This window comes from Klebsiella pneumoniae (genome assembly GCF_000742135.1).
GTDB classification, from domain to species: domain Bacteria; phylum Pseudomonadota; class Gammaproteobacteria; order Enterobacterales; family Enterobacteriaceae; genus Klebsiella; species Klebsiella pneumoniae.
In genome coordinates this window covers 4557575-4569719 of record NZ_KN046818.1, presented here as the reverse complement: position 1 = coordinate 4569719, position 12145 = coordinate 4557575, and the positions used below count along the sequence as shown (strand labels likewise).

At 51.3% G+C, this 12145-nt stretch carries 20 protein-coding genes; 19 read left to right on the top strand and 1 reads right to left on the bottom strand.

The genetic code is table 11. The features are described 5' to 3' along the window. Positions 1–61 precede the first annotated feature (61 nt). The 5 genes from rpsG (at position 62) to bfr (ending at position 4922) form a co-directional block, all read left to right on the top strand. The gene (rpsG, locus tag DR88_RS04285; protein WP_002920113.1) at positions 62–532 is read left to right on the top strand and encodes a 30S ribosomal protein S7; all 471 of its coding nucleotides are present in this window, start codon (positions 62–64) and stop codon (positions 530–532) included. 96 nt (positions 533–628) lie between these two features. Continuing rightward, complete coding sequence (gene fusA, locus DR88_RS04290) at positions 629–2743, top strand: elongation factor G (RefSeq protein WP_002920103.1); 2115 nt, start codon at positions 629–631, stop codon at positions 2741–2743. Positions 2744–2812: 69 nt separating this feature from the next. After that, entirely contained in the window at positions 2813–3997 is a 1185-nt protein-coding gene (gene tuf, locus DR88_RS04295) for an elongation factor Tu (protein ID WP_004174069.1), read from the top strand. A gap of 180 nt (positions 3998–4177) precedes the next feature. Then, positions 4178–4372 (top strand): bacterioferritin-associated ferredoxin, encoded by a 195-nt coding sequence (gene bfd, locus DR88_RS04300; protein ID WP_004152415.1) that lies wholly within the window; start codon positions 4178–4180, stop codon positions 4370–4372. A 73-nt stretch (positions 4373–4445) separates the two neighbouring features. Continuing rightward, positions 4446–4922, top strand: a complete 477-nt coding sequence (gene bfr / locus DR88_RS04305; RefSeq protein WP_002919971.1) for a bacterioferritin — start codon at positions 4446–4448, stop codon at positions 4920–4922. On the opposite strand, the gene DR88_RS04310 is transcribed toward bfr, so the two are convergent. After that, the gene (locus tag DR88_RS04310; protein ID WP_020801891.1) at positions 4906–5391 is read right to left on the bottom strand and encodes a prepilin peptidase; all 486 of its coding nucleotides are present in this window, start codon (positions 5389–5391) and stop codon (positions 4906–4908) included. The genes bfr and DR88_RS04310 overlap by 17 nt on opposite strands. 383 nt (positions 5392–5774) lie before the next feature. On the opposite strand from DR88_RS04310, the gene rpsJ reads away from it, so the two are divergent. From rpsJ to rplE, 14 genes are all read left to right on the top strand, one after another. Further along, on the top strand, positions 5775–6086 hold the full coding sequence (rpsJ, locus tag DR88_RS04315; RefSeq protein WP_001181005.1) for a 30S ribosomal protein S10: 312 nt from the start codon (positions 5775–5777) through the stop codon (positions 6084–6086). Positions 6087–6118: 32 nt separating this feature from the next. Next, on the top strand, positions 6119–6748 hold the full coding sequence (gene rplC, locus DR88_RS04320) for a 50S ribosomal protein L3 (RefSeq protein WP_002919796.1): 630 nt from the start codon (positions 6119–6121) through the stop codon (positions 6746–6748). 10 nt (positions 6749–6758) lie between these two features. After that, on the top strand, positions 6759–7364 hold the full coding sequence (gene rplD / locus DR88_RS04325; RefSeq protein ID WP_002919794.1) for a 50S ribosomal protein L4: 606 nt from the start codon (positions 6759–6761) through the stop codon (positions 7362–7364). After that, complete coding sequence (rplW, locus tag DR88_RS04330; RefSeq protein WP_000617546.1) at positions 7361–7663, top strand: 50S ribosomal protein L23; 303 nt, start codon at positions 7361–7363, stop codon at positions 7661–7663. Before rplD ends, rplW begins: the two co-directional genes overlap by 4 nt. A gap of 17 nt (positions 7664–7680) precedes the next feature. Then, positions 7681–8502, top strand: coding sequence for a 50S ribosomal protein L2 (gene rplB / locus DR88_RS04335; protein ID WP_002919786.1), 822 nt, complete (start codon positions 7681–7683; stop codon positions 8500–8502). Between the two features lie 16 nt (positions 8503–8518). After that, on the top strand, positions 8519–8797 hold the full coding sequence (gene rpsS / locus DR88_RS04340) for a 30S ribosomal protein S19 (protein WP_001138115.1): 279 nt from the start codon (positions 8519–8521) through the stop codon (positions 8795–8797). A 14-nt stretch (positions 8798–8811) separates the two neighbouring features. Further along, positions 8812–9144 (top strand): 50S ribosomal protein L22, encoded by a 333-nt coding sequence (gene rplV / locus DR88_RS04345; RefSeq protein ID WP_002919773.1) that lies wholly within the window; start codon positions 8812–8814, stop codon positions 9142–9144. A gap of 17 nt (positions 9145–9161) precedes the next feature. Beyond that, a complete protein-coding gene (rpsC, locus tag DR88_RS04350; protein WP_002919766.1) occupies positions 9162–9860 on the top strand; it encodes a 30S ribosomal protein S3 in 699 nt (232 codons plus the stop codon). Between the two features lie 12 nt (positions 9861–9872). Next, the gene (gene rplP / locus DR88_RS04355) at positions 9873–10283 is read left to right on the top strand and encodes a 50S ribosomal protein L16 (protein WP_002919759.1); all 411 of its coding nucleotides are present in this window, start codon (positions 9873–9875) and stop codon (positions 10281–10283) included. Beyond that, positions 10283–10474 (top strand): 50S ribosomal protein L29, encoded by a 192-nt coding sequence (gene rpmC / locus DR88_RS04360; RefSeq protein ID WP_002919754.1) that lies wholly within the window; start codon positions 10283–10285, stop codon positions 10472–10474. The genes rplP and rpmC overlap by 1 nt, the downstream gene beginning before the upstream one ends. Beyond that, complete coding sequence (gene rpsQ, locus DR88_RS04365; RefSeq protein ID WP_002919751.1) at positions 10474–10728, top strand: 30S ribosomal protein S17; 255 nt, start codon at positions 10474–10476, stop codon at positions 10726–10728. The genes rpmC and rpsQ overlap by 1 nt, the downstream gene beginning before the upstream one ends. A 165-nt stretch (positions 10729–10893) precedes the next feature. Next, entirely contained in the window at positions 10894–11265 is a 372-nt protein-coding gene (gene rplN, locus DR88_RS04370; protein WP_002919748.1) for a 50S ribosomal protein L14, read from the top strand. Between the two features lie 10 nt (positions 11266–11275). After that, positions 11276–11590 (top strand): 50S ribosomal protein L24, encoded by a 315-nt coding sequence (gene rplX / locus DR88_RS04375; protein WP_000729185.1) that lies wholly within the window; start codon positions 11276–11278, stop codon positions 11588–11590. Between the two features lie 14 nt (positions 11591–11604). Continuing rightward, positions 11605–12144: a 50S ribosomal protein L5 gene (gene rplE / locus DR88_RS04380; protein ID WP_001096200.1), complete on the top strand. Its 540-nt coding sequence runs from the start codon at positions 11605–11607 to the stop codon at positions 12142–12144. Position 12145: the final 1 nt, after the last annotated feature.

Here is a 12145-nt window from a genome sequence, read left to right as displayed (position 1 = left end):
TTAATGTCATACTAAACTCTTAGAGTTTTGGACAATCCTGAATTAACAACGGAGTATTTCCATGCCACGTCGTCGCGTCATTGGTCAGCGTAAAATTCTGCCGGATCCGAAGTTCGGATCAGAACTGCTGGCTAAATTTGTCAATATCCTGATGGTAGATGGTAAAAAATCTACTGCAGAAACTATCGTATACAGCGCGCTGGAGACCCTGGCTCAGCGTTCTGGTAAATCTGAACTGGAAGCCTTCGAAGTTGCGCTCGAAAACGTGCGCCCGACTGTCGAAGTTAAGTCCCGCCGCGTAGGTGGTTCTACTTATCAGGTTCCAGTTGAAGTTCGTCCGGTCCGTCGTAATGCCCTGGCAATGCGTTGGATCGTTGAAGCTGCTCGTAAACGCGGTGATAAATCCATGGCTCTGCGCCTGGCGAACGAACTCACTGATGCTGCAGACAACAAAGGTACTGCAGTTAAGAAACGTGAAGACGTTCACCGTATGGCCGAAGCCAACAAGGCGTTCGCTCACTACCGTTGGTAATCCCTTCGGAGTCATAGTCACCAGGCGGGCGCTTCAGATGAGTCGCCCGCTCTGGATAACTTAACTGAACGCCTAAAGAAATAAACGAGGAATCAAATGGCTCGTACAACACCCATCGCACGCTACCGTAACATCGGTATCAGTGCGCACATCGACGCCGGTAAAACCACTACTACCGAACGTATTCTGTTCTACACCGGTGTAAACCACAAAATCGGTGAAGTTCATGACGGCGCCGCTACCATGGACTGGATGGAGCAGGAGCAGGAACGTGGTATCACCATCACTTCCGCTGCGACTACTGCATTCTGGTCTGGTATGGCCAAACAGTATGAACCGCACCGCGTAAACATCATCGACACCCCGGGGCACGTTGACTTCACTATCGAAGTAGAACGTTCCATGCGTGTTCTTGATGGTGCGGTAATGGTTTACTGCGCAGTTGGTGGTGTTCAGCCGCAGTCTGAAACCGTATGGCGTCAGGCAAACAAATATAAAGTTCCGCGCATCGCGTTCGTTAACAAAATGGACCGCATGGGCGCTAACTTCCTGAAAGTTGTTGGTCAGATCAAAACCCGTCTGGGCGCGAACCCGGTTCCGCTGCAGCTGGCAATTGGTGCTGAAGAAGGTTTCACCGGCGTTGTTGACCTGGTGAAAATGAAAGCCATCAACTGGAACGATGCAGACCAGGGCGTAACCTTCGAATACGAAGATATCCCGGCTGACATGCAGGACCTGGCTGATGAATGGCACCAGAACCTGATCGAATCCGCAGCTGAAGCTTCTGAAGAGCTGATGGAAAAATACCTGGGTGGTGAAGAACTGACTGAAGAAGAGATCAAAAAAGCTCTGCGTCAGCGCGTTCTGAACAACGAAATCATCCTGGTAACCTGTGGTTCTGCGTTCAAGAACAAAGGCGTTCAGGCGATGCTGGATGCGGTAATTGATTACCTGCCATCCCCGGTTGACGTACCTGCGATCAACGGTATCCTGGACGACGGTAAAGATACCCCGGCTGAGCGTCACGCAAGCGACGACGAGCCGTTCTCTGCACTGGCGTTCAAAATCGCTACCGACCCGTTCGTGGGTAACCTGACCTTCTTCCGCGTGTACTCCGGTGTGGTTAACTCTGGTGATACCGTACTGAACTCCGTGAAAGCTGCACGTGAGCGTTTCGGTCGTATCGTTCAGATGCACGCTAACAAACGTGAAGAGATCAAAGAAGTTCGCGCGGGCGACATCGCTGCTGCTATCGGTCTGAAAGACGTAACCACTGGTGACACCCTGTGTGACCCGGATGCGCCGATCATTCTGGAGCGTATGGAATTCCCTGAGCCGGTAATCTCCATCGCCGTTGAGCCGAAAACCAAAGCTGACCAGGAAAAAATGGGTCTGGCTCTGGGTCGTCTGGCTAAAGAAGACCCGTCTTTCCGCGTATGGACTGACGAAGAGTCTAACCAGACCATTATCGCCGGTATGGGTGAGCTGCACCTCGACATCATCGTTGACCGTATGAAGCGTGAATTCAACGTTGAAGCGAACGTCGGTAAACCTCAGGTTGCTTACCGTGAAGCGATTCGCGCGAAAGTTACCGATATCGAAGGTAAACACGCCAAGCAGTCTGGTGGTCGTGGTCAGTACGGTCACGTTGTGATCGACATGTACCCGCTGGAGCCGGGCTCTAACCCGAAAGGTTACGAGTTCATCAACGACATCAAAGGTGGTGTAATTCCTGGCGAATACATCCCGGCCGTTGATAAAGGCATCCAGGAACAGCTGAAAGCTGGTCCGCTGGCAGGTTACCCGGTAGTTGATATGGGTATCCGTCTGCACTTCGGTTCTTACCACGACGTTGACTCCTCTGAGCTGGCGTTTAAACTGGCTGCGTCTATTGCCTTTAAAGAAGGCTTTAAGAAAGCAAAACCAGTTCTGCTTGAGCCGATCATGAAGGTTGAAGTAGAAACTCCGGAAGAGAACACTGGTGACGTTATCGGTGACTTGAGCCGTCGTCGCGGTATGCTGCGCGGTCAGGAATCCGAAGTAACCGGCGTTAAGATCCACGCTGAAGTACCGCTGTCCGAAATGTTCGGTTATGCAACTCAGCTGCGTTCTCTGACCAAAGGTCGTGCATCATACACCATGGAATTCCTGAAGTATGATGATGCGCCGAACAACGTTGCTCAGGCCGTTATTGAAGCCCGTGGTAAATAATCCACAGGATTAAAACCTAAGTCCCGTGCTCTCTCCGAAGGGGAGAGCACTATAGTAAGGAATATAGCCGTGTCTAAAGAAAAATTTGAACGTACAAAACCGCACGTCAACGTTGGTACTATCGGCCACGTTGACCATGGTAAAACTACCCTGACTGCTGCCATCACTACCGTTCTGGCTAAAACCTACGGTGGTTCCGCTCGCGCATTCGACCAGATCGATAACGCGCCGGAAGAAAAAGCTCGTGGTATCACCATCAACACCTCTCACGTTGAATATGACACCCCGACTCGCCACTACGCGCACGTAGACTGCCCGGGCCACGCCGACTATGTTAAAAACATGATCACCGGTGCTGCGCAGATGGACGGCGCGATCCTGGTTGTTGCTGCGACTGACGGCCCGATGCCGCAGACTCGTGAGCACATCCTGCTGGGTCGTCAGGTAGGCGTTCCGTACATCATCGTGTTCCTGAACAAATGCGACATGGTTGATGACGAAGAGCTGCTGGAACTGGTTGAGATGGAGGTTCGTGAACTGCTGTCTCAGTACGATTTCCCGGGCGACGACACTCCGATCGTTCGTGGTTCTGCTCTGAAAGCGCTGGAAGGCGACGCAGAGTGGGAAGCGAAAATCATCGAACTGGCTGGCCACCTGGATACCTATATCCCGGAACCAGAGCGTGCGATTGACAAGCCGTTCCTGCTGCCGATCGAAGACGTATTCTCCATCTCCGGTCGTGGTACCGTTGTTACCGGTCGTGTAGAGCGCGGTATCATCAAAGTAGGTGAAGAAGTTGAAATCGTTGGTATCAAAGAAACCGCGAAAACCACCTGTACTGGCGTTGAAATGTTCCGCAAACTGCTGGACGAAGGCCGTGCTGGTGAGAACGTAGGTGTTCTGCTGCGTGGTATCAAACGTGAAGAAATCGAACGTGGTCAGGTACTGGCTAAGCCGGGCACCATCAACCCGCACACCAAGTTCGAATCTGAAGTGTACATCCTGTCCAAAGACGAAGGCGGCCGTCACACTCCGTTCTTCAAAGGCTACCGTCCGCAGTTCTACTTCCGTACTACTGACGTGACTGGCACCATCGAACTGCCGGAAGGCGTAGAGATGGTAATGCCGGGCGACAACATCAAAATGGTTGTTACCCTGATCCACCCGATCGCGATGGACGACGGTCTGCGTTTCGCAATCCGTGAAGGCGGCCGTACCGTTGGCGCGGGCGTTGTAGCTAAAGTTCTGGGCTAATTCGTTAGCTTTGAATTAAAAAGGGCGCTTCGGCGCCCTTTTTGCTGTCTGTCATTCAGCGAAAAACGGATTTTTGCTGGCTATTCATATCGTGCGTTGCGGCGGATAATGAGCAAATGGTCTATTGTAATCATAACCATTCTCATTTAATATTTGTGCATAAATTAAACGGGAGTTTCTATGTACGTTTGTTTGTGCAATGGCGTCAGCGATAAAAAAATTCGTCAGGTTGTGCGCCAGTTTCAACCGCAATCTTTTCAGCAATTACGTAAGTTTGTTCCCGTGGGAAATCAATGCGGTAAGTGTGTTCGTGCCGCGCGTGAAGTGATGGAAGATGAATTAACCACCATGCCGGAATTCAAAGAAATCGCCTGAAGTCCACGCTTCTCTTTTGACATCCCTATAGGCCGGACTACGCTTCAATGAGTGGAAGCGGAGGGACTATATAATGAAAGGTGATGTCAAAATCATAAGTTATCTCAATAAATTATTGGGAAATGAGCTAGTCGCAATTAATCAGTACTTTCTTCATGCGAGAATGTTTAAAAATTGGGGCCTGATGCGCCTCAACGATATTGAGTACCACGAATCCATCGACGAAATGAAGCACGCCGATAAGTATATCGAGCGTATTCTTTTTCTCGAAGGTATCCCTAATCTGCAGGATCTCGGCAAACTTGGCATCGGTGAAGATGTGGAAGAGATGCTGCGGTCCGATTTGAGGCTGGAGCTGGAAGGGGCGCAAAATTTGCGTGAGGCTATTGCCTATGCCGACAGCGTCCATGACTACGTCAGCCGCGATATGATGATTGAGATCCTGGCGGATGAAGAAGGCCATATCGACTGGCTGGAAACCGAACTCGATTTGATTGGCAAAATCGGTCTGCAAAATTACCTGCAGTCGCAGATCAAAGTGTCAGATTAGCCAGCGTCTGCCACCCGCACCAAAAACCCGCGGCCGCCAGGAATGGCCCAAACGGCAGCGGGTTGCTTCTTCTCCATTTGCTCCTCCCGCCGCAACTGGCGTATAAACCTGCTCCTGCCCACGCTATGCCGGCGAGTAGTGAGGCAACCAGGACCAACTGCGGCAGTAACCGCCAGCCATGCCAGGCGCCGAGGGCGGCAAGATATTTTATATCTCCATAACCCAACCCTTCATAGCCGCGGATACCGCGGTATAGCCAGTAAATCGCAGCCAAAGAGAGATAGCCCGCTATCGCCCCCCAGACGGCATCATGCAGCTGGTGCGGCGCCAGACAGAGATAAAAAAGTAAACCACTCCACAGCAGGGGACAGGTGTAACGGTCGGGCAACAGACCGTGGCGCAGATCCTGGTGGCATAATGCCACGGTCAAACCGCTATAGCACAGCAAGAAGGGGAGGGCGGCGAGCATAGTTGACCCCGCAATGATCGATGAACATTGCGTCACTATGCTCATCCTCTCCCGTTCAGCACAAAAGGCATTTTCCGGGAATGGATCCCACAATCCGCACTCTTACTCCGCATTGCAGCCCCGTACAGCGCGCTAACGCGAAGGCGCGCAAATCCTGGTGATGATTTTCTAAACAGCACTTGCGTCGCGCCAGAATTTGCGTATAATGCGCGGGCCTGTCAAAGTTGACGGCCGGTTCAATATGAACCCTGGTAATCGCATTTGGGTTATCAAACAATGTCCCCAATCGGGGGACTATGTAAGAACGGTTACACTCTCCCATCAATCGTAATGGGTATGAGGAGTAATCATTTCGTCTATAAAATAATTGGAGCTCTGGTCTCATGCAGAACCAAAGAATCCGTATCCGCCTGAAAGCGTTTGATCATCGTCTGATCGATCAATCAACCGCGGAAATCGTCGAGACTGCTAAGCGCACTGGTGCGCAAGTCCGTGGTCCGATCCCGCTGCCGACCCGCAAAGAGCGCTTTACCGTTCTGATCTCCCCGCACGTCAACAAAGACGCGCGTGACCAGTACGAAATTCGCACTCACAAGCGTCTGGTTGACATCGTTGAGCCAACTGAAAAAACCGTTGATGCTCTGATGCGTCTGGATCTGGCTGCCGGTGTAGACGTGCAGATCAGCCTGGGTTAATCAGGTCATCGAGCGATTGAGAGGTTGAAACAATGATTGGTTTAGTCGGTAAAAAAGTGGGCATGACCCGCATCTTCACTGAAGATGGCGTTTCTATCCCAGTAACCGTAATCGAAGTTGAAGCAAACCGTGTTACTCAGGTTAAAGACCTGGCTAACGATGGCTACCGCGCAATCCAGGTTACCACCGGTGCTAAAAAAGCTAACCGTGTAACCAAGCCGGAAGCGGGTCACTTCGCTAAAGCTGGCGTTGAAGCTGGCCGTGGTCTGTGGGAATTCCGTCTGGCTGACGGCGAAGAATTCACCGTAGGTCAGAACATTAGCGTTGAACTGTTTGCTGACGTTAAAAAAGTTGACGTAACCGGTACCTCTAAAGGTAAAGGTTTTGCTGGTACCGTTAAGCGCTGGAACTTCCGTACCCAGGACGCTACTCACGGTAACTCCTTGTCCCACCGCGTTCCGGGTTCTATCGGTCAGAACCAGACTCCGGGCAAAGTGTTCAAAGGCAAGAAAATGGCAGGTCAGCTGGGTAATGAGCGTGTAACCGTTCAGAGCCTGGACGTAGTACGTGTTGACGCTGAGCGCAACCTGCTGCTGGTTAAAGGTGCTGTCCCGGGTGCGACCGGTAGCGACCTGATCGTTAAACCAGCTGTGAAGGCGTGAGGAGATAGCAATGGAATTAGTATTGAAAGACGCGCAGAGCGCGCTGACTGTTTCCGAAACTACCTTCGGTCGTGATTTCAACGAAGCGCTGGTTCACCAGGTTGTTGTTGCTTATGCAGCCGGTGCGCGTCAGGGCACTCGTGCTCAGAAGACTCGTGCTGAAATCACTGGCTCCGGTAAAAAACCGTGGCGCCAGAAAGGTACCGGCCGTGCGCGTTCTGGTTCTATCAAGAGCCCGATCTGGCGTTCCGGTGGCGTGACCTTCGCTGCTCGTCCGCAGGACCACAGTCAAAAAGTTAACAAGAAGATGTACCGCGGCGCGCTGAAAAGCATTCTGTCCGAACTGGTACGTCAGGATCGTCTGATCGTTGTCGAGAAGTTCTCTGTTGAAGCGCCGAAAACTAAGCTGCTGGCACAGAAACTGAAAGACATGGCTCTGGAAGATGTGCTGATCATCACCGGTGAGCTGGACGAGAACCTGTTCCTGGCCGCACGTAACCTGCATAAGGTTGACGTACGTGATGCGAACGGTATCGACCCGGTTAGCCTGATCGCCTTCGACAAAGTCGTAATGACTGCTGATGCTGTTAAGCAAGTTGAGGAGATGCTGGCATGATTCGTGAAGAACGTCTGCTGAAGGTGCTGCGCGCACCGCACGTTTCTGAAAAAGCGTCTACTGCGATGGAAAAAACAAACACCATCGTTCTCAAAGTTGCTAAAGACGCGACCAAAGCAGAAATCAAAGCTGCTGTGCAGAAACTGTTTGAAGTCGAAGTCGAAGTCGTTAACACCCTGGTTGTTAAAGGGAAAGTTAAACGTCACGGACAGCGTATCGGTCGTCGTAGCGACTGGAAAAAAGCTTACGTCACCCTGAAAGAAGGCCAGAATCTGGACTTCGTTGGCGGCGCTGAGTAAGTCGGAGGAGTAATACAATGGCAGTTGTTAAATGTAAACCGACATCTCCGGGTCGTCGCCACGTCGTTAAAGTGGTTAACCCAGAGCTGCACAAGGGCAAACCTTTTGCTCCGTTGCTGGAAAAAAACAGCAAATCCGGTGGTCGTAACAACAATGGCCGTATCACCACCCGTCATATCGGTGGTGGCCACAAGCAGGCTTACCGTATTGTTGACTTCAAACGCAACAAAGATGGTATCCCGGCAGTTGTTGAACGTCTTGAGTACGATCCGAACCGCTCCGCGAACATCGCGCTGGTTCTGTACAAAGACGGCGAGCGCCGTTACATCCTGGCCCCGAAAGGCCTGAAAGCTGGCGACCAGATTCAGTCTGGCGTTGATGCTGCAATCAAAGCAGGCAACACCCTGCCGATGCGCAATATCCCGGTTGGTTCTACCGTTCATAACGTAGAAATGAAACCAGGTAAAGGCGGTCAGCTGGCTCGTTCCGCTGGTACTTACGTTCAGATCGTTGCTCGTGACGGTGCTTATGTCACCCTGCGTCTGCGTTCTGGTGAAATGCGTAAAGTCGAAGCAGACTGCCGCGCGACTCTGGGCGAAGTTGGCAATGCTGAGCATATGCTGCGCGTTCTGGGTAAAGCAGGTGCTGCACGCTGGCGTGGTGTTCGTCCTACCGTTCGCGGTACTGCGATGAACCCAGTAGACCACCCACATGGTGGTGGTGAAGGTCGTAACTTTGGTAAGCACCCGGTATCCCCGTGGGGCCTGCAGACCAAAGGTAAGAAGACCCGCAGCAACAAGCGTACTGATAAATTCATCGTACGTCGCCGTAGCAAATAATTTTAGAGGATAAGCCATGCCACGTTCTCTCAAGAAAGGTCCTTTTATTGACCTGCACTTGCTGAAGAAGGTAGAGAAAGCGGTGGAAAGCGGAGACAAGAAGCCCCTGCGCACTTGGTCCCGTCGTTCAACGATCTTTCCTAACATGATCGGTTTGACCATCGCTGTCCATAATGGTCGTCAGCACGTTCCAGTATTTGTTTCCGACGAAATGGTCGGTCACAAACTGGGTGAATTCGCACCGACTCGTACTTATCGCGGCCACGCTGCTGATAAAAAAGCGAAGAAGAAATAAGGTAGGAGGAAGAGATGGAAACTTTAGCTCAACATCGCCATGCTCGTTCTTCTGCTCAGAAGGTTCGCCTTGTAGCTGACCTGATTCGCGGTAAGAAAGTGTCGCAGGCCCTGGATATTCTGACCTACACCAACAAAAAAGCTGCTGTACTGGTCAAGAAGGTACTGGAATCTGCCATTGCTAACGCTGAACACAACGATGGCGCTGACATTGATGATCTGAAAGTTGCGAAAATTTTCGTAGACGAAGGCCCGAGCATGAAGCGCATTATGCCGCGTGCTAAAGGTCGTGCAGATCGCATCCTGAAGCGCACCAGCCACATCACTGTGGTTGTGTCCGATCGCTGAGACTCTGGAGACTAGCAATGGGTCAGAAAGTACATCCTAATGGTATTCGCCTGGGTATTGTCAAACCATGGAACTCTACCTGGTTCGCGAACACCAAAGAATTCGCTGACAACCTGGACAGCGATTTTAAAGTACGTCAGTTCCTGACTAAAGAACTGGCTAAAGCGTCTGTATCTCGCATCGTTATCGAGCGTCCGGCTAAGAGCATCCGTGTGACCATTCACACCGCTCGCCCGGGTATCGTTATCGGTAAGAAAGGCGAAGACGTAGAAAAACTGCGCAAGGTCGTAGCGGATATCGCTGGCGTACCTGCACAGATCAATATCGCCGAAGTTCGTAAACCTGAACTGGACGCAAAACTGGTTGCTGACAGCATCACTTCTCAGCTGGAACGTCGCGTTATGTTCCGTCGTGCGATGAAGCGTGCTGTACAGAACGCAATGCGTCTGGGCGCTAAAGGTATCAAAGTTGAAGTTAGCGGCCGTCTGGGCGGCGCGGAAATCGCACGTACCGAATGGTACCGTGAAGGTCGCGTACCGCTGCACACTCTGCGTGCTGACATCGACTACAACACCTCTGAAGCGCACACCACTTACGGTGTAATCGGCGTTAAGGTATGGATCTTCAAAGGTGAGATCCTGGGTGGTATGGCTGCTGTTGAACAACCGGAACCGGCTGCTCAACCTAAAAAGCAGCAGCGTAAAGGCCGTAAATAAGGAGCGTCGCTGATGTTACAACCAAAGCGTACAAAATTCCGTAAAGTGCACAAAGGCCGCAACCGTGGTCTGGCGCAGGGTACGGATGTTAGCTTCGGCACTTTCGGTCTGAAAGCTGTTGGCCGTGGTCGTCTGACTGCACGTCAGATCGAAGCAGCACGTCGTGCTATGACCCGTGCAGTTAAGCGTCAAGGTAAGATCTGGATCCGTGTATTCCCGGACAAACCGATCACCGAGAAGCCGCTGGAAGTTCGTATGGGTAAAGGTAAAGGTAACGTGGAGTACTGGGTTGCCTTGATTCAGCCGGGTAAAGTCCTGTATGAAATGGACGGTGTACCGGAAGAGCTGGCCCGTGAAGCATTCGGCCTGGCAGCAGCGAAACTGCCGATCAAAACCACCTTTGTAACTAAGACGGTGATGTAATGAAAGCAAAAGAGCTGCGTGAAAAAAGCGTTGAAGAGCTGAACGCTGAGCTGCTGAACCTGCTGCGTGAGCAGTTCAACCTGCGCATGCAGGCTGCAAGTGGCCAGCTGCAACAGACTCATCTGCTGAAGCAAGTGCGTCGTGATGTTGCACGCGTTAAGACTTTACTGACTCAGAAGGCGGGTGCGTAATGACCGATAAAATCCGTACTCTGCAAGGTCGCGTAGTTAGCGACAAAATGGAGAAATCCATTGTTGTTGCTATCGAACGTATGGTGAAACACCCGGTTTACGGTAAATTCATCAAACGTACGACCAAACTGCACGTACATGACGAGAACAACGAATGCGGTATCGGCGACAAGGTTGAAATCCGCGAATGCCGTCCGCTGTCCAAGACTAAGTCCTGGACGCTGGTTCGCGTTGTAGAGAAAGCGGTTCTGTAATAGAGTACGCATTCTCGATACGGATAAACGGCTCAGCGATGAGCCGTTTATTTTTTCTACCCATATCTGGTTTGTGGTGTTATAATGCCGCGCCCTCGATATGGGGCTTTTTAACGACCCTAATTTTCGGGTCTCAGTAGTAGTTGACATTAGCGGAGCACTAAAATGATCCAAGAACAGACTATGCTGAACGTCGCCGACAACTCCGGTGCACGTCGCGTAATGTGTATCAAGGTTCTGGGTGGCTCGCACCGTCGCTACGCAGGCGTAGGCGACATCATCAAGATCACCATCAAAGAAGCAATTCCGCGTGGTAAGGTCAAAAAAGGTGATGTGCTGAAGGCGGTAGTGGTGCGCACCAAGAAGGGTGTTCGTCGCCCGGACGGTTCTGTCATTCGCTTCGATGGTAATGCATGCGTTATTCTGAACAATAACAGCGAGCAGCCTATCGGTACGCGTATTTTTGGGCCGGTAACTCGTGAACTTCGTACCGAGAAGTTCATGAAAATTATCTCTCTGGCACCAGAAGTACTCTAAGGAGCGAATCATGGCAGCGAAAATCCGTCGTGATGACGAAGTTATCGTGTTAACCGGTAAAGATAAAGGTAAGCGCGGTAAAGTTAAGAATGTCCTGTCTTCCGGCAAGGTCATTGTTGAAGGTATCAACCTGGTTAAGAAACACCAGAAGCCGGTTCCGGCTCTGAACCAACCAGGCGGCATCGTTGAAAAAGAAGCTGCAATTCAGGTTTCTAACGTTGCAATCTTCAATGCGGCAACCGGCAAGGCTGACCGTGTAGGCTTTAGATTCGAAGACGGTAAAAAAGTCCGTTTCTTCAAGTCTAACAGCGAAACTATCAAGTAATTTGGAGTAGTACGATGGCGAAACTGCATGATTACTACAAAGACGAAGTAGTTAAGAAACTCATGACTGAGTTTAACTACAATTCTGTCATGCAAGTCCCTCGGGTCGAGAAGATCACCCTGAACATGGGTGTTGGTGAAGCGATCGCTGACAAGAAACTGCTGGATAACGCAGCAGCTGACCTGGCAGCAATCTCCGGTCAAAAACCGCTGATCACCAAAGCACGCAAATCAGTTGCAGGCTTCAAAATCCGTCAGGGCTATCCGATCGGCTGTAAAGTAACTCTGCGTGGCGAACGCATGTGGGAGTTCTTTGAGCGCCTGATCACTATTGCTGTACCGCGTATTCGTGACTTCCGCGGCCTGTCCGCTAAGTCTTTCGACGGTCGTGGCAACTACAGCATGGGTGTCCGTGAGCAGATCATCTTCCCAGAAATCGACTACGATAAAGTCGACCGCGTTCGTGGTTTGGATATTACCATTACCACTACTGCGAAATCTGACGAAGAAGGCCGTGCTCTGCTGGCTGCCTTTGACTTCCCGTTCCGCAAGTAAG